At 72.8% G+C, this 25606-nt stretch carries 20 protein-coding genes; 2 read left to right on the top strand and 18 right to left on the bottom strand.

Translation table 11 applies throughout. From position 1 onward, the window contains the following. Positions 1 to 15: 15 nt before the first annotated feature. From DE149_RS06515 to DE149_RS06455, 13 genes are all read right to left on the bottom strand, one after another. Positions 16 to 1569 (bottom strand): folylpolyglutamate synthase/dihydrofolate synthase family protein, encoded by a 1554-nt coding sequence (locus DE149_RS06515; RefSeq protein ID WP_078026090.1) that lies wholly within the window; start codon positions 1567 to 1569, stop codon positions 16 to 18. Then, positions 1569 to 4985, bottom strand: a complete 3417-nt coding sequence (ileS, locus tag DE149_RS06510; protein WP_113914190.1) for an isoleucine--tRNA ligase — start codon at positions 4983 to 4985, stop codon at positions 1569 to 1571. Before ileS ends, DE149_RS06515 begins: the two co-directional genes overlap by 1 nt. Before the next feature lie 278 nt (positions 4986 to 5263). Then, positions 5264 to 5899, bottom strand: coding sequence for a TIGR03085 family metal-binding protein (locus DE149_RS06505; protein WP_101965499.1), 636 nt, complete (start codon positions 5897 to 5899; stop codon positions 5264 to 5266). Between the two features lie 81 nt (positions 5900 to 5980). After that, positions 5981 to 7411, bottom strand: a complete 1431-nt coding sequence (locus DE149_RS06500) for an FAD-dependent oxidoreductase (protein WP_113914189.1) — start codon at positions 7409 to 7411, stop codon at positions 5981 to 5983. After that, positions 7408 to 8676 (bottom strand): uroporphyrinogen-III C-methyltransferase, encoded by a 1269-nt coding sequence (cobA, locus tag DE149_RS06495; protein ID WP_113914188.1) that lies wholly within the window; start codon positions 8674 to 8676, stop codon positions 7408 to 7410. Before cobA ends, DE149_RS06500 begins: the two co-directional genes overlap by 4 nt. Next, complete coding sequence (locus DE149_RS06490) at positions 8673 to 9596, bottom strand: ABC transporter permease (RefSeq protein ID WP_041104780.1); 924 nt, start codon at positions 9594 to 9596, stop codon at positions 8673 to 8675. The genes cobA and DE149_RS06490 overlap by 4 nt, the downstream gene beginning before the upstream one ends. Then, positions 9586 to 10311, bottom strand: coding sequence for an ABC transporter ATP-binding protein (locus DE149_RS06485; protein ID WP_036316899.1), 726 nt, complete (start codon positions 10309 to 10311; stop codon positions 9586 to 9588). The genes DE149_RS06490 and DE149_RS06485 overlap by 11 nt, the downstream gene beginning before the upstream one ends. A 31-nt stretch (positions 10312 to 10342) precedes the next feature. Next, a complete protein-coding gene (locus DE149_RS06480) occupies positions 10343 to 11683 on the bottom strand; it encodes a sulfate adenylyltransferase subunit 1 (RefSeq protein WP_036316896.1) in 1341 nt (446 codons plus the stop codon). Next, complete coding sequence (gene cysD, locus DE149_RS06475) at positions 11683 to 12618, bottom strand: sulfate adenylyltransferase subunit CysD (protein WP_002855962.1); 936 nt, start codon at positions 12616 to 12618, stop codon at positions 11683 to 11685. The genes DE149_RS06480 and cysD overlap by 1 nt, the downstream gene beginning before the upstream one ends. A gap of 32 nt (positions 12619 to 12650) precedes the next feature. Beyond that, positions 12651 to 13376, bottom strand: a complete 726-nt coding sequence (locus DE149_RS06470) for a phosphoadenylyl-sulfate reductase (protein ID WP_036316893.1) — start codon at positions 13374 to 13376, stop codon at positions 12651 to 12653. Continuing rightward, positions 13373 to 15088 (bottom strand): nitrite/sulfite reductase, encoded by a 1716-nt coding sequence (locus DE149_RS06465; protein ID WP_036316987.1) that lies wholly within the window; start codon positions 15086 to 15088, stop codon positions 13373 to 13375. The genes DE149_RS06470 and DE149_RS06465 overlap by 4 nt, the downstream gene beginning before the upstream one ends. Before the next feature lie 117 nt (positions 15089 to 15205). Beyond that, a complete protein-coding gene (locus DE149_RS06460) occupies positions 15206 to 15955 on the bottom strand; it encodes a sirohydrochlorin chelatase (RefSeq protein ID WP_036316890.1) in 750 nt (249 codons plus the stop codon). A gap of 43 nt (positions 15956 to 15998) precedes the next feature. Continuing rightward, a complete protein-coding gene (locus DE149_RS06455) occupies positions 15999 to 16793 on the bottom strand; it encodes an SDR family oxidoreductase (RefSeq protein WP_036316887.1) in 795 nt (264 codons plus the stop codon). Between the two features lie 139 nt (positions 16794 to 16932). Between DE149_RS06455 and valS the strand changes: the two genes are divergently transcribed. Then, complete coding sequence (valS, locus tag DE149_RS06450; protein WP_063190237.1) at positions 16933 to 19617, top strand: valine--tRNA ligase; 2685 nt, start codon at positions 16933 to 16935, stop codon at positions 19615 to 19617. Between the two features lie 361 nt (positions 19618 to 19978). Beyond that, positions 19979 to 20314 carry a membrane protein gene (locus DE149_RS06445; RefSeq protein WP_036316984.1) on the top strand — a complete coding sequence of 112 codons (336 nt, stop codon included), beginning with the start codon at positions 19979 to 19981 and terminating at the stop codon, positions 20312 to 20314. An 83-nt stretch (positions 20315 to 20397) separates the two neighbouring features. On the opposite strand, the gene DE149_RS06440 is transcribed toward DE149_RS06445, so the two are convergent. The 5 genes from DE149_RS06440 to tig form a co-directional block, all read right to left on the bottom strand. Beyond that, a complete protein-coding gene (locus DE149_RS06440) occupies positions 20398 to 21015 on the bottom strand; it encodes a DsbA family protein (RefSeq protein WP_063190236.1) in 618 nt (205 codons plus the stop codon). 62 nt (positions 21016 to 21077) lie between these two features. Beyond that, entirely contained in the window at positions 21078 to 22376 is a 1299-nt protein-coding gene (gene clpX, locus DE149_RS06435; protein WP_063190235.1) for an ATP-dependent Clp protease ATP-binding subunit ClpX, read from the bottom strand. Positions 22377 to 22550: 174 nt separating this feature from the next. Further along, entirely contained in the window at positions 22551 to 23216 is a 666-nt protein-coding gene (locus DE149_RS06430; protein ID WP_002855988.1) for an ATP-dependent Clp protease proteolytic subunit, read from the bottom strand. 41 nt (positions 23217 to 23257) lie between these two features. After that, on the bottom strand, positions 23258 to 23872 hold the full coding sequence (locus tag DE149_RS06425) for a ClpP family protease (protein ID WP_169577765.1): 615 nt from the start codon (positions 23870 to 23872) through the stop codon (positions 23258 to 23260). Between the two features lie 267 nt (positions 23873 to 24139). Beyond that, complete coding sequence (tig, locus tag DE149_RS06420; protein ID WP_036316981.1) at positions 24140 to 25594, bottom strand: trigger factor; 1455 nt, start codon at positions 25592 to 25594, stop codon at positions 24140 to 24142. Positions 25595 to 25606: the final 12 nt, after the last annotated feature.

Genomic DNA, 25606 nt, shown 5'->3' with positions numbered 1-25606 from the left:
CCGGCTGGTCGGGGGTCATCGGTCCTCCTCCGGCCGGCGGCGGGCGCCGGCGTCGTCGCGGTCCTCGAGCAGCTCGAGGATCTCCGGGTCCAGATCGTCTTCGTCGGCGTCCGCCAGCCCGACGGCGTCGAGCAGGTCGGCGGGGTCGAGGCCGCGGGCGGCCACGGTGACGGGGCCGGCATGGCGGGGCTCGCCCACGAGGGTGCGGACCTCGGCGGCCAGGGTGATCGAGCCGAGCACGAGCACGCCGCCGCCGGTGCCGGAGGCCAGTTCGTCCGCGCTCGTCTCGAGGGCCTCCGCGCGGCCGACCGCCCACTCGAGGGCGTCCGGCACGGACTCGGTGGCGTACACGTCGTCCTCGGGCCAGCCGGCGTCGACGGCCATGCGGGCCAGCTCCCCGGCCGGGATGGCGCGGGCCGAGGAGGACTGCGTCACCGCGAGGTCCTCCACGTCGTCGCCGAACGCCCGGTAGAGCGCCGCGAGCATGCCCGGCGCGTCCTTCTCCTGGAGGATCCCGACGACCAGCGAGAGGCGGGTGAAGCCGAACGCCTCCTGCACCGCACGGGCCGTGGCCCGCACGCCGTCCGGGTTGTGGGCGGCGTCCACGATGAGCGTGGGGGCGGTGCGCAGCACCTCGAGCCGGCCGGGCGAGGTGACCTGGGACAGCCCCTCGCGCAGCAGCTCCTCGTCCAGCGGTCGCTCGCCGCCGCCCAGGAACATCTCCAGGGCCGCCACGGCCACCGCGAGGTTCTGCGCCTGGTGCTCCCCGAGCAGCGGCAGGAACAGGTCCCGGTACTCGGCCGCGAGGCCACGCACGGACACCTGCTGGCCGCCCACGGCCAGGGAGCGCTCGAGCACGCCGAACTCGACGCCCTCGAAGCGGAACGGCACGTCGGCCGCCTGCGCCGCCTCGAGCAGCACCTGGGCGGCGTCGCGCTCCTGGGCGGCGGAGACGAGGGCGCCGCCGGGCTTGATGATGCCGGCCTTCTCCTCGGCGATCTCGGCCTCGGTCTCCCCCAGCAGGTCCGTGTGGTCCAGGGAGATGGGGGTGACCACGGAGACGACGGCGTCCGCGACGTTGGTCGCGTCCGTCACGCCCCCGAGGCCCACCTCGAGGACGACGACCTCCACGGGCTCGTCCGCGAACACCGCGAAGCCCAGCGTGGTGACCGCCTCGAAGTACGTCAGCGGGACCTCGCCCGCGGCCTCGAGCTCCGCGTCCACGGTCTGCACGATCGGGAGGATCTCCCCCCACACGCGCACGAAGGTCTCGTCGGCCACCGGGGCGCCGTCGATGCTGATCCGCTCCGTGACACGCTGCAGATGCGGCGAGGTGTAGCGCCCGGTGCGCAGCCCGTAGGCGCGCAGGACGGCCTCGACCATCCGCGCCGTGGACGTCTTGCCGTTGGTGCCGGTCAGGTGGATCACCGGGGCCGCGTGCTGCGGGTCGCCGAGCAGCGCGAGCACGCGCCGCATCGGCTCGAGCCGCGGCTGCATCTTGTTCTCCGGGGCGCGGGCGAGCAGGTCCCGGTAGACCTCCTCGACCGTGCCCGGGGCGTCCCCGCGCATCACGCGTCCGCCTTCGCGACGGTGACTGCCACGGTCTTCATGGCGTCGTCGGCCGGGTCCTTGCGCGGGTCGGCCGCACCGGAGTCCACGAGCTCCAGGTCCACCGTGAGGGTCTCCTCCGCGACGAGGCCGCGGTGGGCCTCGAGCGCCGCCACGACGGCGGTGGGGCCCTCGATCCGCGTGCGCACGCGGTCGGAGACGTCCAGGCCGGCGTCCTTGCGGGCCGCCTGGACGGCGCGGACCACGTCCCGGGCGGTGCCCTCGGCGGCCAGCTCCGCGGAGACCTCGGTGTCCAGCACGAGGAAGCCGGCGGTGCCGGGCAGCACGCCCACCGCGGTCCCCTCGGGGGCGCCGGTGGAGACGGTGCGCAGCTCGTAGAGCGCGGGGGCCAGTGTCACGGTCTCGCCGTCGGCGAGCGTGACCGCCAGGCCCTCGGCCGTCTCCTCGTACGCGCCGGCGTCGACCGCCTGCTTCACGAGCGGCACCTGCCTGCCGAACGCCTTGCCGAGCTCGCGGAAGTTCAGCTTCAGCTCCGTGCCGATGCCGTAGCGGGCGATCGCCTCCTCCGAGAGCTCGGTGAGCTCGACGTCCTTGAGGTTCAGCTCGTCCGCCACGATGCGGGCGTAGGTGCCCTCGAGGCCCGCCGCGTCCGGGACGACGACGGACAGGCGGGGCAGCGGCAGGCGCACCCGGCGCCCGGCCCCCTTGCGCAGGGCCGAGCCGGCCGAGCTGATGCGGCGCACCGCGTCCATCCGGGCCACGAGGGAGTCCGCCTCGGGCCCGTGGGGGAACAGGTCGGCGTCCGGGTAGTCGGTCAGGTGGACCGAGCGGCCACCGGTGAGGCCGCGCCAGATCTCCTCGGCGATCAGCGGCATCAGCGGTGCGGCGGCCCGGGTGAAGGCCTCGAGAACGGTGTAGAGGACGTCGAAGGCGACGGTGTCCTCGTCGAAGAACCGCTCCCGGGACCGGCGGATGTACCAGTTGGTCAGCGTGTCCATGAAGCCGCGCAGCGCGTCCGTGGCGTCCGAAACCTCGTAGGCGTCCAGGCCGGCCTTGACCTCCCGCAGCATGCGGCCCGCGGCGGCCAGGATGTACTGGTCCAGGGGGTCCTCGGCGGTGTGCCGCTCCTGCGCGCGGTACCCCTCGGGGCGGGCGCCGCCGTCGTGCGCGGTGTTCGCGTACAGGGTGAAGAAGTGGTACGCGTTCCACGCCGGCAGCAGCACCTGGCGGACGCCCTCGCGGATGCCCTCCTCCGTGACGATCAGGTTGCCGCCGCGCAGGATGGGGCTGGCCATGAGGAACCAGCGCATGGCGTCCGCGCCGTCGCGGTCCAGGACCTCCGTGACGTCCGGGTAGTTGCGCAGCGACTTGGACATCTTCTGCCCGTCCGAGCCGAGCACGATGCCGTGCGAGATCACGTTGGAGAACGCCGGCCGGTCGAACAGCGCCGTGGCCAGGATGTGCATGGTGTAGAACCAGCCGCGCGTCTGGCCGATGTACTCCACGATGAAGTCCGCCGGGTTGTGCGTGGGGAACCAGTCCGCGCGCTCGAACGGGTAGTGCACCTGGGCGTACGGCATGGAGCCGGAGTCGAACCAGACGTCCAGCACGTCCTCGACCCGGCGCATGACCGCACCCGCCGCGGCGGCCTCGGGGTCCGGGTGGGGGCGGGTGAGGTCGTCCACCCACGGGCGGTGCAGGTCCACCTCGCCCTCGGCGTTGCGCGGCAGGCGGCCGAAGGCCTCCTCGATCTCCGCGAGCGAGCCGTAGACCTCCTGGCGGGGGAAGTCGGGGTGGTCGGACTCCCACACCGGGATGGGCGAGCCCCAGTACCGATTGCGGGAGATGGACCAGTCGCGCGCGTTGGCGACCCACGTGCCGAACTGCCCGTGCTTCACGTTGCCGGGGATCCAGGTGATCTCCTCGTTCAGCTCGAGCATGCGCTCCTTGATCTGGGTGACCTTGACGTACCAGGACGTCACCGCGCGGTAGATCAGGGGCGTGCGGCACCGCCAGCAGTGCGGGTAGGAGTGCTCGTAGGAGGCTTCGCGGGCCACGCGGCCCAGGGCGCGCAGGGCGCGGATGATCGTGCGGTTGGCCTCGAAGACCTGCACGCCGGCGATCTCGCGCAGGTCGCCGCGCCCGACGTCCTCGCGGGCGAACAGCGGCAGGAACCGGGCACCGGAGTCCACGGAGAGCAGCACGGGGATGCCGTTGGCCTCGCACACGCGCTGATCGTCCTCACCGTAGGCCGGCGCCTGGTGGACCACGCCGGTGCCGTCCTCGGTGGAGACGTAGTCGTCCACGAGGATGCGGTGGGCGCCCTCGACGCCGAGGTCACGGCCGTTGACGGTGAAGGTCTCCCCGCGGTGGGCGTCGAACACGTCCGTGAACAGCGGCGCGTAGGCCAGGCCGCCGAGGCGGGCGCCGGGGATCGTCTCGGTGACCGCGGCGCGGGCGGCGTCGGCATCGGCGTAGCCGAGCTCCCTGGCGTGGGCGCCCACCAGGTCCACGGCCAGGAGGAAGCGGTCCCCGTCCGCGGTCGCGCCCTCGGGGCCGGCCGGCACCACGGCGTACTGGATCTGGGGGCCGACGGCGAGGGCCGCGTTGGTCGGCAGCGTCCAGGGCGTGGTGGTCCAGGCCAGGACGTGGACGCCGGCCAGGTGCGCGGCGAGCGCCGCGTCGGCGCCGCCGTCGGGCACGAGGGCGGGGTCCGCCGGGAGGCCGGTGATCGGGAACGTGACGGTGACCGAGGGGTCCTGGCGCATCTTGTAGACGTCGTCGTCCATGCGCAGCTCGTGGTTGGACAGCGGGGTCTCGTCGTTCCAGCAGTAGGGCAGGACGCGGAAGCCGCGGTAGGTCAGGCCCTTGCGGTGCAGCTCGGAGAAGGCCCAGATCACGGACTCCATGAAGTCCGGGGTGAGGGTCTTGTAGTCGTTCTCGAAGTCGACCCAGCGGGCCTGGCGGGTCACGTAGTCCTGCCACTGGTCGGTGTACTTCAGGACCGAGGAGCGGCAGGCGTCGTTGAACGTGTCGATGCCCATGGCCTCGATCTCGGACTTGTCCGTCATGCCCAGCTGCTTCATCGCCTCGAGCTCGGCGGGCAGGCCGTGGGTGTCCCAGCCGAAGCGGCGCTCCACGCGGCGGCCCTGCTGCGTCTGGTAGCGGGCCACGAGGTCCTTGACGTACCCGGTGAGCAGGTGGCCGTAGTGCGGCAGGCCGTTGGCGAAGGGCGGGCCGTCGTAGAAGACGAACTCGTTCTGCGAGCCGTCCTCGTTCCGGGTGGGACGCTGGTCGATCGAGGCCTGGAAGGTGCCGTCCTCGTCCCAGTACGCCAGGATGCGGCGCTCGATCTCCGGGAAGCGCGGGGAGGCGGGGGTGCGGCCGTCAGGGGCGGAGGAGGCGAGGGGGTACACGGGGGTCCTTTGCGTCCGGGGCGTCGGTTCCGTGCAAGGACGCCCGAGGGCCCGACCCTCCGGCCGGCCGCGGACGCGGTACCACCTTGCTTGCCGGCGTCGGGAGGTCCCCGGGGTGCCGGCCGCTTGATGACTGCTGTGACGGGCTTACCCGTCCGGTTCTACTGGGGCCGTGCGGCCCGTTCTTCCGGAGGCTCGCCGGTGATGGCCGGGTCGACGCCTGTGCCCGCCAGTGTAGTGGACGCTGCGCCGGCCCGGGGCCGCGGGGCCGGAGCGCGTCAGAGGGCGGTGCGCACGGCCGCCGACGCGTCGCCGTCGATCTCCACGTGCACGGCGTCCCGGCCCGAGGCCCAGAGGAGGAGCTCCCCGACCTCGCCGGTCACCGTGACGGGCGCCCGCAGCGCCACGGCCCCACGGGTGACGGTGACCGGGGCGCGACCCGGGCCCTGGAGGACCACCGGCGCCGTGGACGTGCGCAGGAACAGCGGGGCCATGCGACGCAGCGAGCGGTAGAGGGCGTCCTCCTCGTCCGGGGAGAACGGGCGCGGGGCGGGCAGCGAGCCGCCGGTCGCGGACTCGCCGCGCCGGACGTCCTCGAGGTGGATGAAGTGCTCGGCCGCGTTCACGTGCCTGTCCGCCGCCCGCATGGGGTTCAGCGCCGACGGGCCCGCGGCCCACTCCCGCACGACCTCGGCGTAGTCGCGGCGCTTGGTGTCCGCGGTCAGGCGGTCGAGGTGGCGGGACAGCGGCGGGATGAACAGGGCGGCGAAGGCGTCGGGCCGGCTCTCCCGCAGCCAGAGGTGGGCGGCGAGGTCGCGGGTGCTCCAGCCGCCGCACAGGGTGGGCGCGTGGGGGCCCTTCTCGAGCAGGAGGTCAGCGAGACGGGCGCGTTCGGCTGCGGCGAAGGTGGTCATGGGCACCACGGTAGGGAGCGGGCCGCGGCGCGGGCGAGGGGTGGGCCGCGCCGCGGCCGCGAATCCGCCCGACGGGAGGACTCAGCCTCCGGCGCCGAGGAGGACGCTCTCCCGGGAGATGCGGGTCATCTCCTCCCGGTCCACGACCTTCACCCGCTCCCGCGCCACCGGACCGGCCTGCGTCGCCTGCGCACCCAAGGACTTCTCATGGTCATCCAGAGCATGCCAACCGGCCCACGTCGTGTACGGCACCTCACGGGACTCGAGCAGCTCGATCACCGACTCCTCGGAGGGCTCCTGGGCCGTCCACAGCCCCGGCTCGTCCTCGATCAGATGCTTGATCGTCTCCAGAGAGTCACCCTTGGTGTGCCCGATCAACCCCACGGGGCCGCGCTTGATCCAGCCGGAGGCATACAGGCCGGGGACGGGGGCGCCGTCCGCGTCCAGCACACGACCCTCCGCGTTCGGGATCACACCGCGCACCTCATCGAACTCCACCCCCTCCACGGGCGAACCGAAGTAGCCCACCGCCCGGTACACCGCCTGCACCGGGTAGTCCACGGTCTCCCCCGTCGGACGGACCCCACCGGAGCCGTCCAACTCCATGCGGCGCATCCGCAGACCGTCCACCCGGCCGTCGCCGTCCTCGTCCAGGAACTCCTCCGGGGCCTGCAGGAAATGCAGGTGCAGCCGACGCGAGGCGCTCTGCTGACGGTCCTCCTGCTCCATGAGCCAGTTCGTCAGCGTCCCCACCATCGTGCGGACCTGATTGTTCTCCTCGATCGCCTTCTCCGAGGCCTCATCGAAGTCGAAGTCCTCCTCGTACAGCACGATGTCCACATCCCTCGAATGCGCCAGCTCCCGCAGCTCCAACGGGGTGAACTTCACCTGCGCCGGCCCACGCCGACCGAACACGTGCACATCCGTGACCGGGGAAGCGGCCAGATCCCGGTACACGTTGTCCGGGATCTCGGTGGGCAACAGGTCCTCGGCATGCTTGGACAGGATCCGGGCCACATCCAGGGCCACGTTCCCGTTGCCGATCACCGCCACCTGCGTGGCCTCCAACGGCCAATGCCGCGGCACATCCGGGTGCCCGTCATACCAGGACGCGAAATCCGCGCCACCGAACGAGCCGGCCAACTCCACCCCCGGCACGTCCAGGGCAGCGTCCCGCACCGCACCGGTGGAGAACACGATCGCGTCGTAATGCCGACGCAGATCCGCCAGGCTCAGGTCCGTGCCGTAGTCCACATTCCCCAGGAAACGGATGTCCCCGCGGTCCATGACCTTGTGCAGGGCGGTGACGATGCCCTTGATGCGCGGATGGTCCGGGGCCACCCCGTAGCGGATCAGACCGAACGGGGCCGGGTACCGGTCGAACAGGTCGATGCTGACACGGAAGTCCCGTTCCTCCTTGGTCAGGATGTCCGCCGTGTACACCCCGGCGGGTCCGGCACCGATGATGGCGATGCGCAACGGGCGGTCAGGCCTCGAGGGGGTCAGGGTCATGCTCGTGCTCCTTCGGAGGTCGGGTTCAGGGTCAAGATCGGGGCAGGGACACCGGCTGCAGGCGCGCCGGTGGCGTAGGGGCTCAGGCGCACGACGTCGCCCACGACGATCACGGCGGGGTTCTCCACACCGACGGCGGCCGCCTGCGCGGCGATGGTCTCCACCGTGCCCACGGTGACCCGCTGGTCCGGCATCCAGCCGCGCTCGATGATCGCCACGGGCGTCGCGCCGTCGAGGCCGCGCTCCGTCAGTCGGCGCGCGGTGTCCGCGAGCCGGCGCACGCCCATCAGCAGGACGAGCGTGTGGTCGGCCCGGGTGGGCACTTCGGCCAGCTCTTCGTGGCCGGTCACCAGCGTGAAGCCGGTGGCGACGCCGCGATGGGTGACCGGGATCCCCGCGGCGGCGGGCACCGAGACGGCGCTCGTGACACCGGGGACCACCTCGACGTCGACGCCATGGGCGCGGCAGTGCGCTGCCTCCTCGCCGCCGCGGCCGAGCACGTACGGGTCGCCGCCCTTGAGCCGGACGACGAGGCGGCCGGCCCGGGCCTCCCGGACCAGGACGGCGTTGATCTCGTCCTGCGTGGCCAGGTGGTTCCCGGGGGCCTTGCCGACCTCGATCACGGGCACCGCCGGGTCCAGCTCGGCCAGGAGGGCGCGCGGGCCCAGCCGGTCGGCGACCACCACGTCGGCCTCCGCGAGCAGCTGTCGGCCGCGCACGGTGATGAGCCCGGAGTCGCCGGGGCCGCCGCCGACGAGGGCCACGCGGCCGGGCTCGGCGGACGCGCGCCGCCGGCGCAGCGGCAGCCGCCCCGTCGACAGGGCGAGGGTGATCGCATCCTTCAGGGCGCGGGCGCGGCGAGGGTCTCCCCCGGCGTTGACGGCCACGGTCACGTCCCCGGCCCGGACGACGGCGGGCGTCCAGGCGGCGGAGGACTCGGCATCGGAGGCGTCGACGCACCAGACGCGGCGGGCCTCGGCGTCGGAGGCCACGGCCCCGTCCACGGCCCGGTCGCCGGTGGCGGTCTGGGCGAACCAGACCCCGTCGAGGTCGGACGGGCGGTAGGGGCGGCGGTGCAGGGTGATCAGGCCGGCCGCCGCGAGCCGCTCCACCTCCTCCCCCGGCTCCGGGGCCACCACGGTGACGAGCGCGCCGGCGTCGAGGAGGGCGCCCATGCGGCGGCCGGCCACGCGCCCGCCGCCCACCATCAGGACGGGCCGGCCGAGCAGACGCAGGGAGGTGGGGTACAGATCGGACGCGGTCATCGCGTGCTCCCTTCCAGCAGCCCCCGGCGGCGCAGCATGCGCCGCTCGACGGGGCCGAATACGGCCAGTTCGACGAGGACGCCGACGGCCAGGATGGTCAGGACGGCGCAGAGGACGACGGCGAGGTCGGACGCGGCACGTCCCTCGTGGAGCAGGGTCCCGAGTCCCACGCCCATGGGCCCGCCGACGGCGATGATCTCGGCGGCCATGAGGCCTCGCCACGCGAAGGCCCAGCCCTGGCGCAGGCCGGAGACGAAGGCGGGCAGGGCGGCCGGGAGGACCACCAGCAGGGCGGTCTCGAGACGCGAGGCGCCCAGCACCCGGGCCGCGCGACGCAGCTGCGGCGGCACCTGGTCCGTGCCGGTGGTGAGGCCGGCGACCACGGCGGGGACGGCGCCGGTGAGCATCACGAAGTACGCGGTGGCGTCGCTGAGGCCGAACCACAGCACCGCGAGCGGCACCCAGGCCACGTTCGGCAGCACCATCAGGGCCGTGAGCAGCGGGCCGAACGCCCGCCGCAGGACGCTGACCTGTCCGAGCACCAGGCCCAGCCCGACGCCGACGACCACGGCGAGTGCGAAGCCGACGACGGCGCGGCCCACCGACGTCGCCACTGCCTGCTGGACGAGGCCCTGGGCCCACAGCGTCCCGAAGGCCCCGACGACGTCGCCGGGACCGGTGATCGGCTCACCGCGCGCACCGGCCAGCCACGCGAAGGCCTGCCAGATCGCCACGAGCAGGACGACGGCGGCCACCGGGAGCAGGACCCGGCTCCAGTCCCACCCGGCCAGACCCGTCCGACGGGTCGAGTCGACGGCCTGGAGCGCGTCGAGGCCGCTGTCGAGCTCGCGCAGCTCGTCGTCGGTGGCGGCCCCCGGCGCGCGGCCGGGGGCGTCGAGGGTGGGGGTGTCAGTGCGCATGGCGACGGATCTCCTGACCGAGTCGGGCGGTGATGGCGGCCGTGAGGGCGGCCGCGGCGGGCGCGTCGTGGCGGGCGGCCGCGGGCACGTCCCATTCGGCGACGACGCGACCCGGACGTGAGGACAGCAGCAGCACCCGCTGGCCGAGGCGGACGGCCTCGGCCACGTTGTGGGTGACGAACACGACCGTCCGACCGGTCTGCCGCCACACGCGCTCGAGCTCCCCATGCAGCAGGTCGCGGGTGATCGCGTCCAAGGCCGCGAACGGCTCGTCCATGAGCAGCAGGGGGCGGTCCTGGGCGAGGGCCCGGGCCAGGGCGACGCGCTGGCGCATGCCGCCGGAGAGCTGGTGGGGTCGCAGGTCGGCGGCGTCGTCGAGGTGGACGAGGCGCAGCAGCTCCCCGGCACGCTCCCGACGCTCCCCCGCGGCCACACCGGCGAAGCGGAGGGCGAGCTCGATGTTGCCGCGGGCGGTGAGCCACGGGAAGAGGGCGGCGTCCTGGAACATGAACGCGGCCCCCTCCCGGGGGGTCTTGACGACGCCCGCGGTGGGCGCCTCGAGCCGGGCGACGAGGTTCAGCAGGGTGGACTTGCCGCACCCGGACGCACCGAGCAGGCAGACGAACTCGCCCGGCTCGATCCGCACGGAGACGTCCTCCAGCACGGGCGTGGGCCCGCCGAAGCTCTTGCCCACGTCCTCCATCACCACCGTCATGACCGCTCCCGTCGCGCCGTCGTCATCCGGATCAGGCCTCGTCGCCGCCGCGCACCATGCCGGCGGCGAGCGTGGCCCCGTCGTGGGGGTCGATCACGAGGAACGCCCCGGTGCGCCGATGCACGGCGTAGGGCTCCACGGGCAGCGGCGCGGCCAGGTGCAGGCGCACCTGTCCGATGTCGTTGAGCCCGAGGGTCTCGGCCGGGTCGAGCCGCAGGGTGTCGAGGTCGAGCCGACCGGCCACCTCCTGGACGAGCGCCCGGACGACGGCGGTGCCGTGCTTGACGAGGACCTGCTGCCCGACGCGCAGCGGTGCGGCGGAGAGCCAGCACAGCGCGGCGGCCACCTCCGCGGTGGGGCGCGGGGCGGTGTCCGCGGCGGCGATCGTGTCCCCGCGGGCCACGTCCACCTCGTCGGCCAGGCGCAGGACCACCGACTGCGGGGAGGAGGCCTCCTCGAGGGATTCCCCGGCGGCGTCCACGCCCACCACGGTGGTGGTGCGCGCCGGCTGCCCCGGGGTGAGGACGGCGACGGCGTCCCCGGGCCGGACGGTGCCCGCGACCACCTGCCCGGCGTAGCCGCGGTAGTCGCGGAACACCTCGGGGTCGAGGCCGGGGGCCAGGGCGCCCTGGGGGCGCACCACGAGCTGCACCGGGAAGCGGAAGGAGGCGGCGGCGTCGTCCTCGGCGTCCGCCCCGGGCAGGGACTCGAGCAGCTCCATGAGCGTGGGGCCGGTGTACCAGTCCGTCCGCTCGGAGCGGGTGACCACGTTGTCGCCCTGCAGGGCGGACACCGGGACGCTCACCGCGTCGGAGAGGCCGAGCTCCCGGGCCACGCGCCGGACGTCCTCGGCGATCGCGGTGAAGACCTCCTCGGCGTAGTCCACGAGATCGATCTTGTTGACGGCGACGATCACGTGCGGCACCCGCAGCAGGGCCACCACGCTGAGGTGGCGCCGGGTCTGCTCCACCACGCCCTTGCGGGCGTCCACGAGCAGCACGACCGCATCGGCCGTCGAGGCGCCCGTGACGGTGTTCCGGGTGTACTGCACGTGCCCGGGGCAGTCGGCCAGCACGAAGGTGCGCCGGTCCGTGGCGAAGTACCGGTACGCGACGTCGATCGTGATCCCCTGCTCCCGCTCGGCGCGCAGGCCGTCGGTCAGCAGCGCCAGGTCCAGCCCGCCCTCGGCACCGCCGAAGCCGCGCTCGGCGGAGGTGCGGGCCACGGCCTCGAGCTGGTCGGCCAGGACGGCCTTGGAGTCGTGCAGGAGGCGGCCCACGAGGGTGGACTTGCCGTCGTCGACCGAGCCGGCCGTGGCCAGGCGGAACAGGGTCCCGGCGGGGGCGTGCCGGTCCAGCAGTGCGGTGCTCATCAGAAGTACCCGTCCTTCTTGCGATCTTCCATGGCCGCCTCGGAGATGCGGTCGTCGGCGCGGGTGGCCCCGCGTTCGGTCAGGGTGGAGGCGGCGACCTCGAGCACGACGTCCTCGACGGTGGCGGCCTCCGAGAGGACGGCGCCGGTGCAGGACATGTCGCCCACCGTGCGGTAGCGCACCGTCCGCGTGGTGACCTCCTCGCCCTCGGCCGGGCGGGAGTGCTCCCCCACGGCGCGCCACATGCCGTCGCGGCGGAAGACCTCCCGCTCGTGCGCGTAGTAGATGGAGGGCAGCTCGATGCCCTCGCGGGCGATGTACCGCCACACGTCCAGCTCGGTCCAGTTGCTGATGGGGAACGCGCGGACGTGCTGGCCGGGGGTGTGACGGCCGTTGTAGAGGTTCCACAGCTCGGGGCGCTGGTTGCGCGGGTCCCACTGGCCGAACGCGTCCCGCAGGCTGATGATCCGCTCCTTGGCCCGCGCCTTGTCCTCGTCACGGCGGCCTCCCCCGAAGACGGCGTCGAACCGGTTGGTCCGGATCGTGTCCAGCAGGGGGGTGGTCTGCAGGGTGTTGCGGGTGCCGTCGGCGCGCTCACGCAGCTCGCCGCGGTCGATGTACTCCTGCACGGAGCCCACCACGAGCCGCAGGCCGAGCCGCTCCACCGTGCGGTCGCGGAACTCGAGGACCTCGGGGAAGTTGTGGCCGGTGTCCACGTGGACCACCGGGAAGGGGATCCTCCCCGGCCAGAAGGCCTTCGCGGCCAGGTGGAGCATCACCACGGAGTCCTTGCCGCCCGAGAAGAGCATGGCGGGGCGCTCGAACTCGGCCACCACCTCGCGGATGATGTGGATCGCCTCGGCCTCCAGGGCGTCCTGGACGTCGGGCCCGGCGGGGCTCACGGTCCCCGGGTCGGGGGCATGGGTGAGGGTCATCGTGTCTCCTTGGTCTGTCTCGGGTGCGGCGCTCAGACGTGGATGCCGCACTCGGTCTTCGCGGTCCCGGCCCAGCGCCCGGCACGGGGGTCCTCCCCGGGGGCGACGGGGCGGGTGCAGGGGCGGCAGCCGATCGAGGGGTAGCCGTTCTGCAGGAGCAGGTTCACGGGCACGTCGTGGTCCGTGGCGTAGCCGACCAGGTCGTCGAAGCTCCACGGGGCGACGGGGTTGACCTTGACCATGCCGTGGGCCTCGTCCCAGCCCACCAGCGGGGTGTTCGTGCGCGTCGGCGCCTCGTCCCGGCGGACGCCGGTGAACCACAGGTCGTATCCGGCCAGCGCCCGGTTGAGGGGCTCGACCTTGCGCATCGCGCAGCACAGCCCCGGGTCGCGGGCGAACAGGTCCTTGCCGTGGCGCTCGTCCTGCTCGGCCACGGTCAGCTCCGGGAGCACGTCCACCACGGTGACGGCGAGGCGGCGGGCCACCTCGTCGCGCGTCGCGAGCGTCTCGGTGAAGTGGTAGCCGGTGTCCAGGAAGAGGACGTCCACGCCGGGCATCCGCTGCGCCACCAGGTGCGGCAGGACGGCGTCGGCCATGGAGCAGGCCACGGCCGCCCGGCGGAGGTCCACATGGCGGGCGGCCCAGTCGACCACCGCCTCGGCGGGGGCGTCCCAGCCGAGCTCGGCGGCGCCGGACTCCGCGAGCGCCTGCAGGCGCTCGAGGTCCTCGGTCGGACGGGTGGGGGGAACGGTGCTCATCGGAGGGCCTCCTCGTCGACTCGGTGCGCCCACCGGGCGAAGGTCTCGCCCGGCTCACGCTGCTCGTCGTACCGGCGGACGACGCGCTCGACGTAGTCGACCAGCCCGTCCGCGCGGACCTTCAAGCCGCGGACGCTGCGTCCGAGGCCGGCCTCGGCGCGGTCCACGGAGGCCAGCCCGCCGCCCAGGTGAACCTGGAAGCCGGGCGTCTGGCCGCCGTCGTCGTCCGGGAGCAGCTGGCCCTTCAGGCCGATGTCCGCGGTCTGGATGCGGGCGCAGGAGTTGGGGCAGCCGTTCACATGCAGGCTCAGCCGCTCGGGGAGGCGGTCGGCGAGGTCGGCCAGGCGCTCCTCGAGCTGGGCGATCGCGGCGGTGGCGGTGTCCTTCGTGTCCACGATGGCGAGCTTGCAGAACTCCAGGCCCGTGCAGGCGATGGTGGAGCGGCGGAATACGGACGGCTCCGGGTCCAGTCCCAGCTCCTTCAAGCCGGCCACGACGGCGTCCACCCGGTCCCGCTCCACGTCCAGCACCACGATCTTCTGGTGGGGGGTGGTGCGCAGCCGCGTGGAGCCGTGGGCCTCGAGCAGGTCCGCGAGGGCGGTGAGGGTGGTGCCGCTGGAGCGGCCGACGACGGGAGCGGCGCCGATGTAGAAGCGGCCGTCCTTCTGCTCGTGGACCCCCACGTGGTCGCCGGGACGGGTGGGCGGGGCCGGGGCGGGTCCGTCGGGCAGGGCGTAGCCGAGGTACTCCTCCTCCAGCACGGTGCGGAACCTCTCCGGCCCCCAGTCCTCGAGCAGGTACTTCATGCGGGCCTTGTTGCGCAGGCGCCGGTAGCCGTAGTCACGGAAGATGCTCACGACGGCGTGCCACACCTCGGGGGCGCGCTCGGCCGAGACGAAGGCACCGATCCGGTCGGCCAGGCGGGCCTTCGTGGACAGGCCGCCGCCGACCCACAGGTCGTAACCGGGGCCCAGCTCGGGGTGCACCACGCCGATCAGGGAGACGTCGTTGATCTCGTGGACCACGTCCTGGGAGGGGTGTCCGGTGATGGCGGTCTTGAACTTGCGGGGCAGGTTGGAGATCTCGAGGTCGCCGATCCAGCGGTCCGCGATCTCCCGGATCACGGGCGTGGGGTCGATGATCTCGTCCGCGGCGATCCCGGCCACCGGTGAGCCGAGGATCACGCGCGGCACGTCGCCGCAGGCCTCGGTGGTGGACAGGCCCACGGACTCCAGGCGCCGCCAGATCTCGGGGACGTCCTCGACGCGGATCCAGTGCAGCTGGACGTTCTGCCGGTCGGTGATGTCCGCGGTGTCACGGCCGAAGTCGGTGGAGATCCCGCCGATCACGCGCAGCTGCTCGGTGGTGAGGTCGCCGCCGTCGATGCGCACGCGCAGCATGAAGTAGCGGTCCTCGAGTTCGTGGGGCTCCAGGGTGGCGGTCTTGCCGCCGTCGATCCCCTGCCGACGCTGGGTGTACAGGCCCCACCAGCGGAAGCGGCCGTGCAGGTCGTCCGAGGGGATCGAGTCGAAGCCCTCGTGGGCGTAGACCTGCTCGATGCGCTCGCGGACGTTCAGGCCGTCGTCCTGCTGCTTGAACTCCTCGTTGTGGTTCAGGGGGGCGGTCCCGTCCACCTTCCACTGGCCGTGCGGCTTGGCGGAGGGACGGCGCGGAGTGCGCGCCGGCCTCGACGTCTCGTTCACCTGGGTCATGGCCGCCACGCTAGGAACCCGGCATGCCGGCCCCAAGATCGTCGACGCGGTTCGTCACGTTCCCGGGGCCGGGCCGCGGCGGGGACCCGGTCCGGCCCCGGTCGTGTGACGGACGGCTCAGCGGCCTCCGGCGGCTCCCCTCGGGGCCTCTACGAGGGCGGACCGCAGCCGGTCCAGGGCGATCCGCGCCACCAGCGGATGCGGCAGCAGGGGGTCGGTGACCGCGTCCGCGCCGGCCTCGCCGAGCCGGTCGTGGAAGTACCCGGGGGCCAGCAGGTGGGCGGCCACCACGGCGCGACGGCCGGCGGCGTGCACCCGGGCGACGGCGTCGGGCACACGGGGGGTCGCCGCCGCCCCGAACGCCGCGGTCACGGGCAGTCCCGTGGCCCGGGCCAGGGCCCCGGCCAGGGCGTGCACCTGGGCCTGGCCGTCCGCGGCGCGGGTGCCGGCCGCCGCCAGGATGACGTCCGATGTCGCGGCCTCACCGGCCGGCACCGCCCGGGCCACCCGCTCGGCCAGAACGGTCACCAGGCGCGGCTCGACGTCGTCCCCGGCCCCGGCCAGCGGTGCGGCGGCGATCGTGCCGGGTCGGGCGGCTGCGGCGTGGTGGATGTCGTGGTGGACGTGATGGCCCAGGGACAGCAGCAGCGGCACGATCACGGCCGGCTCCCCCGGGGGCAGGGCCGCCACGACCTCGTCGAGGGAGGGGCTCTGCACGTCCACGTAGGCCTCGTGGACCTGGGCGCCCGGCCCCTCGGCGGCCAGGAGGGCCGCCAGGTCGGCACGGAGGCCGTCGATCACGTCGCGGCCGGCCGCGTCGTGCGTGCCGTGGGCGCAGGCGATCACGTGCAGCACGGGCGCGCTCATGCCGAGCCCACCGCGTCGGCCCACACGTTCTGCGGCCCGCCGCTCACCGGCGGATCACCTTGTGCTGGGCGGCCTGGGCGACCGGCCGCATCACGATCTGATCCAGGTTCACGTGGTGGGGCAGCTCGACGGCGTGGACGCACACCTCGGCGACGTCCTCGGCGGTGAGCGGCTTCTCCACGCCCGCATACACGGCGTCCGCGGCGGACTGGTCGCCGCCCAGGCGGTTGCGGGAGAACTCCTCGGTGTGGACCATGCCCGGCAGCACCTCGATCACCCGCACGTTGTGCTCGGCCTCCTCCAGGCGCAGCGCGCCGGTGAGCCCGTGCTGGCCCATCTTCGCGGCGTTGTAGCCGGCGCCGCCCTCGTAGGCGGTGACGGCGGCGGTCGAGGTCAGGTTGAGCACGGTGCCCTCGCCGTGGGCGCGGAGCATGGGCAGGAACGCCTGGCACATCGTGAGGGTGCCGAGCACGTTGACGCGGTACATCCACTCCCAGTCGGCGCGGTCGCCGTCGCCCACCGCGTCCGTGCCGAGCGCGCCGCCGGCGATGTTGACGAGGGTGTCGGCGCCGCCGTCGGCCTCGACGCGCGAGGCCAGCGCGGCGACGGCGGCCTCGTCCGTGACGTCCAGGGCGGCGGGGACGACGTCGCCGCTCACGCCCTCGGCCCGGGCGTCGGCAGCGAGGGTCTCGAGGCGCTCGGCCCGGCGGCCGACCGCGTACACGCGCCAGCCGCGGCGGGCGAGCTCGAGGGCCGTGGCGCGGCCGATGCCGCTCGTGGCCCCCGTCACGACGGCGGCGCGGGCGGGGTTCTTCGCAGGTTCATGGGTGTGGCTCACGCCTCCGACCGTAGCCGAGCCGCGCCGTTCGGAGCACCGCCCGGATCACCTCCGCCAGGTCGAGCGACTGAAAGGGCGGGACGTCCCGGGCGTCGTCGCAGGCCCGGCCCGCCGCCCCGGTCATGGGAGGATGGCGGGCATGGCTGAGAACACGCAGGGCACAGACACGCCCATCGACGCATCGACCCCGTCCACCCCCGCCGCCGGCGCCGTGGCCGTGCCGGACAAGCCGGCCCTCGAGGGCCTCGAGGAGAAGCTGACCGCCCGCTGGGCCGACGAGCGCACCTACGCGTTCGACACGCAGACCACCCGCGAGCAGGTCTACTCGATCGACACTCCCCCGCCGACCGCCTCCGGCTCGCTGCACGTGGGCCACGTCTTCTCCTACACGCAGACCGACGTGCTCGCCCGCTACCAGCGCATGAACGGCAAGAACGTGTTCTACCCGATGGGCTGGGACGACAACGGCCTGCCCACCGAGCGCCGCGTGCAGAACTACTACGGCGTCCGCTGCGACCCCGCCAAGCCGTACGTGGAGGGCTACCGCCCGCCGGAGAAGCCGGCGAAGAACCAGCGCGACTGGGACGTGATCTCCCGCAAGAACTTCATCGAGCTCTGCGAGGAGCTCGCCGTCGAGGACGAGAAGGTCTTCGAGGACCTCTTCACCCGTCTCGGCCTGTCCGTCGACTGGGACATGACCTACCGGACCATCGACGACGTCTCCCGCGCCGTCTCCCAGCGCGCCTTCCTGGCCGGCATCGCCTCGGGCGACGCCTATCTGGCCGAGGCCCCCACCATGTGGGACGTGACCTTCCGCACCGCCGTGGCCCAGGCCGAGCTCGAGGACCGCGAGGTCCCCGGCGCCTACCACCGCTACGCCTTCACCGCTGCGGACGGCGAGCAGGTCTTCATCGAGACCACCCGCCCCGAGCTGCTGGCCTCCTGCTCCGGCCTGGTCGCCCACCCGGACGACGAGCGCTACCAGCACCTGTTCGGCACGACCGTCACCTCCCCGCTGTACGGCGTGGAGGTCGAGGTCTTCCCGCACCCGCTGGCCAAGCCGGACAAGGGCTCCGGCATCGCCATGGTCTGCACCTTCGGCGATCTCAACGACGTCACCTGGTGGCGCGAGCTGCAGCTGCCGACCCGCACCCTGATCGGCCGTGACGGCCGCTTCGCCGCCGACACCCCCGAGTGGATCACCACGGACGCCGGCCGACAGGCCTATGCGGACACCGTGGCCGGCAAGACCGTCTTCTCCGCCAAGCAGGGTGTGGTGGACGCCCTCACCGCGGCCGGCCTGCTGGACGGAGAGCCGAAGAAGATCATGCACGCCGTGAACTTCTACGAGAAGGGCGACAAGCCGCTCGAGGTCGTCACCTCCCGCCAGTGGTACATCCGCAACGGCGGCCGCGACGCCGACCGCCGCGCGGAGCTGATCGAGCGCGGCCGCGAGCTCTCCTGGCACCCGGAGCACATGCGCCACCGCTATGAGAACTGGGTCGAGGGCCTCAACGGTGACTGGCTCGTCTCCCGCCAGCGCTTCTTCGGGGTGCCGATCCCGGTCTGGTACCCGCTGGACGCGGAGGGTGAGCCCGACTATGAGAACCCGATCCTCCCGGCCGACGAGCAGCTCCCCGTGGACCCGGCCGCCGAGGCCGCCCCGGGCTACTCCGAGGACCAGCGCGACGTCCCCGGCGGCTTCACCGGCGACCCGGACGTCCTGGACACCTGGGCCACCTCCTCGCTGACCCCGCAGATCGTGGGCCGCTGGTCCCGTGACGAGGCGTTCTTCAACAACGTCTTCCCGTTCGATCTGCGCCCGCAGGGCCACGACATCATCCGCACCTGGCTGTTCTCCACCGTAGTGCGCGCCCACGCCCTCAACGGCTCCGTGCCGTGGACGGACACCGCGCTCTCCGGCTGGATCCTCGACCCGGACCGCAAGAAGATGTCCAAGTCCAAGGGCAACGTGGTGGTCCCGACCGACATCCTGGACCAGTTCGGCTCGGACGCCGTCCGCTACTGGGCCGCCTCGGCCCGCCTCGGCGCGGACACCGCCTACGAGGTGGCGCAGATGAAGATCGGCCGCCGACTGGCCATCAAGCTGCTCAACGCCGCCAAGTTCGTTCTGAACCTGGGCGCCACGCAGGACGCCGTCATCCGCACGGCCGACGACGCCGCGGCCATCACCAACCCGCTGGACGCCTCCCTGCTGGCGCGCCTCGCGGCCACCGTGGAGCAGGCGACCCGCGCGTTCGAGGCCTACGACTACGCGCGTGCCCTCAACGTGACCGAGCAGTTCTTCTGGGCCTTCACGGACGACTACGTGGAGCTCGTGAAGGACCGTGCCTACGGTGGCCACGGCGAGGCCGAGCAGGCCTCGGTGGTGACCACGCTGGCCACCACCCTGGACGCCCTGCTGCGTCTGCTGGCCCCGTTCCAGCCGTTCGCCACCGAGGAGGTGTGGAGCTGGTGGCGCGCCGGATCCGTGCACACCGCCGCCTGGCCGGGCGCCGCGGACGAGGCGGCGGCCCTGTCCTACGCCGCCTCCGCCGGCGACGCCGAGGTCCTGCCCACCGTGGCGCAGGTCCTGGGCGGCGTCCGCAAGGCGAAGTCCGAGGCCAAGGTGAAGCAGCGGACCGAGGTGCGCTCCGCCGTGGTGACCGGACCGGCCGAGTGGCTCGAGAAGCTGCGCGGCGGCCTGGCGGACCTCAAGGCGGCCGGCAACATCGCGGACCTGTCCCTCACGCAGGGCGAGGCCGGCGAGTCCGCGCCGCTGACCGTCTCCGACGTGCAGCTCGCACCGGTCGAGGACGACTGATCCGCGCCGCGCGTTCCCGGAAGGTGTCTCGGGAGCGCACGCGGCACGACGACGGCCCCGTCGCCCATCACGGGCGGCGGGGCCGTCGTCGCGCCCGTGCTGCGAACCCGAGTCTGCCCGTCAGCGTGGGATGTTCGTGGCCGGGATCCGGTAGGGCACAGCGCACGTCGGACAGTCCGCCGCCGGATCGGAGTTCGTCGGGAGGCGGCCCTCCCGGGGGTGTCGTGGTGCACCTCCCGGTCGTGCTCCTGCCGCATGTCGCAGTGCGGTCACCGCGGCAGGGGTGGACACTGAGAGGATGAGACCGACACCCGATCCCGCCCCGGCCGGCCGCCGCGCCTGCGACTCCTCCGCCCGGCGGATGTCCGCCGCCCTCGCCGCCATGGGCGTGCTCCACTTCGTCCGACCTGAGCCCTTCGACGGGCTGATCCCGCCGTTCCTGCCCGGCTCGGCCCGCGCGTGGACCCACGGCTCCGGCGTGGCCGAGCTGGCCGTGGCGGGTCTGCTGGCCGTCCCGCGCACCCGGCGCGCGGGCGGACGCGCCGCGCAGGCGCTCTTCCTCGGCGTGTGGCCCGGCAATGCGTGGATGGCCTGGCGGTGGCGACGCCGGCCCTGGCCGGCGCAACTGGTCTCCCTCGGGCGGCTGCCCCTGCAGGTCCCCCTGATCCGCGCGGCCGGCAGAGTGGCGCGCAGCTGACCCCCGCCGCCCCGCACCCCGACGACGCCGGCCCCACACCTTCGCGCTGAAGGTGTGGGGCCGGTCTCGTGCGAGCCGGGGGCTCAGTCGAACTGCGGATCCGTGGTGCGGGCCCGCTTGATCTCGTAGAAGTACGGGAAGTTGGCCAGGGCGACGGCGCCGTCGAAGATGCGGCCCGCCTCCTCGCCGCGCGGGATGCGGGTCATCACGGGACCGAAGAAGGCCGTGCCGTTGAACGCCACGACGGGCGTGCCGACGTCGTTGCCCACGAGGTCCTCCGCCTCCTTCTGGCTGGCGCGCAGCTGCTCGTCGGCCACGTCGGTGCGGGCGGCGTCCAGGATGTCCGCGTCGTGGCCCAGTTCCTCGAGGGCCTCGGCCACCACGGCCTCGTAGTCCGTGCGGCCCTGCTCGTGGATGCGGGTGCCGACCGCGGTGTACCACGGGCCGAGCGCCTCGGCACCGTGCCGCTCGCGCACCTGCACGGCGGCGCGGGCCGGCAGCCAGGCCTTCTCGAGGCGGGCCAGGTAGTCGGGGTCCAGGTCGCGGCCCTCGTTCAGGACGGCGAGCGACATGATCTTGAAGACCACCCGCACGTCGCGCACCTTCTGGACCTCCAGGATCCACCGGGAGGTGATCCAGGCGAACGGGCACGTGGCGTCGAAGTAGAAGTCGACGGTGGGCTGCTGCGTGGTGTCGGTCATGATGTGCTCCTTGCGGTCAGGGAGCCGTCTCGGCTCCGGTCGGTCCTGCTGGGCGACGGCGGTCAGGCGCTCCGGCCGCGTCGACGTCGTTCCACCTCGGCCGGGATGAGCGTGGGCTCGGCCTCGCCGCGCACCACGTCCCCGGAGATGACGACCGTGCCCACGTCCGAACGGGAGGGCAGCTCGAACATCACGGGCTTGAGGACGTTCTCCATGATGGAGCGCAGGCCGCGGGCACCGGTGCCGCGGGCCTCGGCCTGGGCGACGACGGCATCCAGGGCGTCCTGCTCGAACTCGAGCTCCACGCCGTCCATGAGGAACATCTTCTGGTACTGCTTCAGCAGGGCGTTCTTCGGTTCGGTCAGCACCCGCACGAGCTGTTCGTGCGTGAGGTCCTCGACGGTGGTGATCACGGGCAGGCGGCCGATGAACTCGGGGATGAGGCCGAACTTCAGCAGGTCCTCCGGCCGCACGTCCGCGTAGGTGACGTCCCCCGCGCCCAGATGGTTCAGGGGCGCGCCGAACCCGATGCCCTTGCGGCCGGCACGGGAACCGATGATCTCGTCCAGGCCCGCGAACGCGCCCGCCACGATGAACAGCACGTTGGACGTGTCGATCTGCAGGAACTCCTGGTGGGGGTGCTTGCGCCCGCCCTGCGGCGGCACCGACGCCACCGCGCCCTCGAGGATCTTCAGCAGGGCCTGCTGCACGCCCTCGCCGGAGACGTCCCGGGTGATGGAGGGGTTCTCGGACTTCCGCGAGATCTTGTCGATCTCGTCGATGTAGATGATGCCCTGCTCGGCCTTCTTCACGTCGTAGTCCGCGGCCTGGATGAGCTTGAGGAGGATGTTCTCCACGTCCTCGCCCACATAGCCGGCCTCGGTGAGGCTCGTGGCGTCCGCGACCGCGAACGGGACGTTGAGCCGCCGGGCGAGGGTCTGCGCGAGATACGTCTTGCCGGAGCCGGTGGGGCCGACCATGAGGATGTTCGACTTGCCGACCTCGACGTCCGCGAGGTCGTCCCGCTCGGTGAGGCGGTCGGCCAGGTCACCACTCCGCGCCTGCGGCCCACGCACGCGCTTGTAGTGGTTGTACACGGCGACGGCGAGGGAACGCTTGGCCGCCTCCTGACCGATCACGAAGCTCTCGAGGTGGTCGAAGATCTCCTGCGGGGTGGGCAGGACGGTCTCGTCCGCCTCCGCCGCCTCGCCGAGCTCCTCCTCGATGATCTCGTTGCACAGCTCGATGCACTCGTCGCAGATGTAGACACCCGGGCCGGCGATGAGCTTGCGCACCTGCTTCTGGCTCTTCCCGCAGAACGAGCATTTCAGCAGGTCAGCGCTCTCTCCGATACGCGCCATGGTGGTACTCCTCGAGGGCCGGGCGGAGACGTCCGCCCCGCGCGGGCGGCGTCGCTGTCAGATTCCGTCCAGCATACGACCGTGGACGGACACGTTAAGGGACCGGGTCCCCGGTCGGCATCGAGGGGCCCGGCCGCGCGGCGCGCGGCCGGGCCCCTCGACGGGCGCCGTCGGTCAGGCGGACGGGCGGGTGATCTTGCGGGAGGCGAGGACCTCGTCCACGAGGCCGTACTCGAGGGCCTGCTCGGCCGAGAGGAACTTGTCCCGGTCGATGTCCTGCGAGACCTCCTCGGGCGTGCGGTTGGTGAGGGAGGCCAGCGTCTCCTCCATCCACACGCGCATCCGGTTGATCTCCTGGGCGTGGATCTCCAGGTCGGTGGCGGTGCCGCGGTCGCCCTGCATCGCCGGCTGGTGGATCAGCACGCGCGCGTTGGGCAGCGCCAGGCGCTTGCCGGGGGCGCCCGCGGCCAGCAGCACGGCCGCGGCGGAGGCGGCCTGGCCCAGGCACACGGTCTGCACCTCGGGGCGGATGAACTGCATGGTGTCGTAGATCGCCGTCATGGCCGTGAACGAGCCGCCCGGCGAGTTGATGTACAGGGTGATGTCACGCTCGGAGTCCATCGCCTCGAGCACGAGCAGCTGGGCCATCACGTCGTCGGCCGACGCGTCGTCCACCTGCGCGCCGAGGAAGACGATGCGGTCCTCGAAGAGCTTGGCGTAGGGGTCCTGGCGCTTGAAGCCGTAGGGCGTGCGCTCCTCGAACTGCGGGAGGATGTAGCGCGCGTCCGGCGTGGGCAGGGAGGGCATCCCGGTGGGGAGCCCGGCGGGGAACTGGGTCATTCTTGGTCTCCTGGAGAGGGTCGGGACGGTCCGGGCCGGGCTCAGCCCCGGACGCCGCCGCCGCCGGTCACGGACGCGGCACGGTCGGCGATGTGGTCGATGAAGCCGTACTCGAGGGCCTCCTGCGCGGTGAACCACTTGTCCCGCGCGTTGTCCTCGAGGATGGTCTCCACGGACTGGCCGGTCTGCTCGGCGGTCAGCTCCGCCATCACCTGCTTCATGTGCAGGATCAGCTGGGCCTGGATGCGGATGTCCGACTCGGTGCCGCCGATGCCGCCGGAGGGCTGGTGCATCAGCACGCGCGCGTGGGGGGTGGCGTAGCGCTTGCCCTTGGTGCCGGAGGCGAGCAGGAACTGGCCCATGGACGCGGCGAGGCCGGTGGCCACCGTCACAACGTCGTTGGGGATGTACTGCATCGTGTCGTAGATCGCCATGCCCGCGGTGACGGAGCCGCCCGGGGAGTTGATGTACAGGTAGATGTCCTTCTCCGGGTCCTCGGCCGAGAGCAGGAGCAGCTGGGAGCAGATCGCGTTGGCGTTGTCGTCACGGACGTCCTCGCCCAGCCAGACGATGCGCGACTTCAGCAGCTGGGTGTAGAGGAAATCCTCGCGCTGCGCCGGGTCCACCGAACGCATGCTGGGGGTGATGTCGGTCATCACTTCCGCCTTCCTGTCGAGATGTCCACGGGCCTCCCGAACGGCGGCCGCTCGCGCGGACGGACGGGTCCCTGATCGAGTCCGACACTAGCCGGGCGTCCGGGCCAGCGCGCGGGACGCCGTCGGCGTTTCGCTGTTGGCGCAGGTTGTCGCGGACCCCGCCCGGGGCCGCCCACCGGGGCCCCGGGACGACGACGGCGCCCCCACCGGCGTGGGCGGGGGCGCCGTCGTCGTGGCTCGGCGGGGGTGCGTCCCCACCGGCCGGTATCAGGCCTGCTCGGCCGCCTCGGCGTCGTCGGCCTGCTCGGCCGGGGCCTTCTTGGCCGTCGACTTCTTCTTGGCCGGGGCCTTCTCGGCGGGCTTCTCCTCCGCCTCGTCGGCGCCCTCGGCCTCGGCGCCCTCGGCCTCAGCGTCGAGGGCCTCCTGGCCGCCCGGGGTCACGAACGCCGTCAGGTCCACGGCCTTGCCGTCGGTGTCGGTGACCTCGGCGTACTCGAGGACCTTGGCCAGGGCCTTGCGGCGGCGGACCTCGCCCATGATCATCGGGATCTGCCCGCCCTGGTCGAGCATCATGGCGAACTGGTTCGGGTCCATGCCGTACTCGGAGGAGGTGGCGATGATGTACTCGATCAGCTCACCCTGGTCGACCGTGACCTCCTCGGCCTCGGCGACCTCGTCCAGGATGACCTCGTTGGCGAACGCCTCGCGGGTGTTCTGCTCGAGCTCGGCACGGTGCTCGGCGGTGTCGTGGTCGTCGCCCGCGGTGTGGCCGCCGGCGGAGAAGTGCTGCTCGACCTGCTCGGCGATGACGCCGTCCGGCACCGGGACCTCGACGAGCTTGGCCAGCTCCTCGAGGACCTTGTCGCGGGCCTCGACGCCCTGGCGGTTCACGGCCTCCTCGGCGGCCTGCTTCTTCAGGTCCTCCTTGAGCTCGGCGATGGTGTCGAACTCGGAGGCCAGCTGAGCGAACTCGTCGTCGGCCTCGGGCAGCTCGCGCTCCTTGACGGCCGTCAGCTCCAGCTTGACCACGGCGGTCTCGCCGTCGTGCTCGCCGCCGTTGAGCGTGGTCTCGAAGGTGGCGTCCTCACCGGCGGACAGGCCGTCGAGGGCCTCGTCGATGCCCTCGAGCATGGTGCCGGCGCCCACCTGGTAGGACAGGCCCTCGGCCTGGTCGACCTGCTCGCCGTCGACCGTGGCGGTCAGGTTCATCGTGACGAAGTCGTCCTGGGCGGCCGGGCGGTCCACGTCCTTGAGGGAGCCGAAGCGCGAGCGCAGGGCGTCGAGGGCCTTCTGCTCGTCCTCCTCGGTGGCCTGGGCGGGCTCCACCGTCACCTTGAGGCCCTTGTAGTCGGGCAGCTCGATGGTCGGGCGCACGTCGAACTCGGCGGTGAAGGCCACCGGGCCCTCGGCGTTCTCCGCGTCCGGGGTGGCGGTCACGTCGACCTCGGGGCGGGAGATCGGCGTGACCTCGGCCTCGGCGATGGCGGCGGAGAACCAGGTGTTCAGGCCCTCGTTGACGGCCTGGTCCACGACGATCTCGCGGCCGAAGCGCTGCTCGATCAGGCGCGCCGGGATCTTGCCCTTGCGGAAGCCCGGGATCTGGACCTGGTTGGCGATGTCCTTGAACGCCTTGTCCAGGGCGGGCTTCACCTCCTCGAACGGCACCTCGACGGTCAGCTTGACGCGGGTCGGGCTGAGGTTCTCTGCGGTGGACTTGACCACGGATGACTCCTG

This window comes from Micrococcus sp. KT16 (assembly GCF_003315015.1).
In the GTDB taxonomy this organism is placed as follows: Bacteria; Actinomycetota; Actinomycetes; order Actinomycetales; family Micrococcaceae; genus Micrococcus; species Micrococcus luteus.
The sequence above is the reverse complement of the archived record's forward strand: the minus strand, read 5'-3'. Positions and strand labels throughout refer to the sequence as shown.

Bases quoted from the DNA above. Each gene is read 5' to 3' on its own strand.
- DE149_RS06505 (WP_101965499.1), bottom strand. From the start codon at position 5,899: ATGACCACCTTCGCCGCAGCCGAACGCGCCCGTCTCGCTGACCTCCTG.
- DE149_RS06470 (WP_036316893.1), bottom strand. From the start codon at position 13,376: ATGAGCACCGTTCCCCCCACCCGTCCGACCGAGGACCTCGAGCGCCTG.
- DE149_RS06485 (WP_036316899.1), bottom strand. From the start codon at position 10,311: ATGACGGTGGTGATGGAGGACGTGGGCAAGAGCTTCGGCGGGCCCACG.
- valS (WP_063190237.1), top strand. From the start codon at position 16,933: ATGGCTGAGAACACGCAGGGCACAGACACGCCCATCGACGCATCGACC.
- cobA (WP_113914188.1), bottom strand. From the start codon at position 8,676: ATGACCGCGTCCGATCTGTACCCCACCTCCCTGCGTCTGCTCGGCCGG.
- DE149_RS06460 (WP_036316890.1), bottom strand. From the start codon at position 15,955: ATGAGCGCGCCCGTGCTGCACGTGATCGCCTGCGCCCACGGCACGCAC.
- DE149_RS06430 (WP_002855988.1), bottom strand. From the start codon at position 23,216: ATGACCCAGTTCCCCGCCGGGCTCCCCACCGGGATGCCCTCCCTGCCC.
- DE149_RS06480 (WP_036316896.1), bottom strand. From the start codon at position 11,683: ATGAGCACCGCACTGCTGGACCGGCACGCCCCCGCCGGGACCCTGTTC.
- DE149_RS06490 (WP_041104780.1), bottom strand. From the start codon at position 9,596: ATGCGCACTGACACCCCCACCCTCGACGCCCCCGGCCGCGCGCCGGGG.
- clpX (WP_063190235.1), bottom strand. From the start codon at position 22,376: ATGGCGCGTATCGGAGAGAGCGCTGACCTGCTGAAATGCTCGTTCTGC.
- DE149_RS06440 (WP_063190236.1), bottom strand. From the start codon at position 21,015: ATGACCGACACCACGCAGCAGCCCACCGTCGACTTCTACTTCGACGCC.
- DE149_RS06500 (WP_113914189.1), bottom strand. From the start codon at position 7,411: ATGACCCTGACCCCCTCGAGGCCTGACCGCCCGTTGCGCATCGCCATC.
- DE149_RS06425 (WP_169577765.1), bottom strand. From the start codon at position 23,872: ATGACCGACATCACCCCCAGCATGCGTTCGGTGGACCCGGCGCAGCGC.
- DE149_RS06445 (WP_036316984.1), top strand. From the start codon at position 19,979: ATGTCCGCCGCCCTCGCCGCCATGGGCGTGCTCCACTTCGTCCGACCT.
- DE149_RS06465 (WP_036316987.1), bottom strand. From the start codon at position 15,088: ATGACCCAGGTGAACGAGACGTCGAGGCCGGCGCGCACTCCGCGCCGT.
- cysD (WP_002855962.1), bottom strand. From the start codon at position 12,618: ATGACCCTCACCCATGCCCCCGACCCGGGGACCGTGAGCCCCGCCGGG.
- DE149_RS06515 (WP_078026090.1), bottom strand. From the start codon at position 1,569: ATGCGCGGGGACGCCCCGGGCACGGTCGAGGAGGTCTACCGGGACCTG.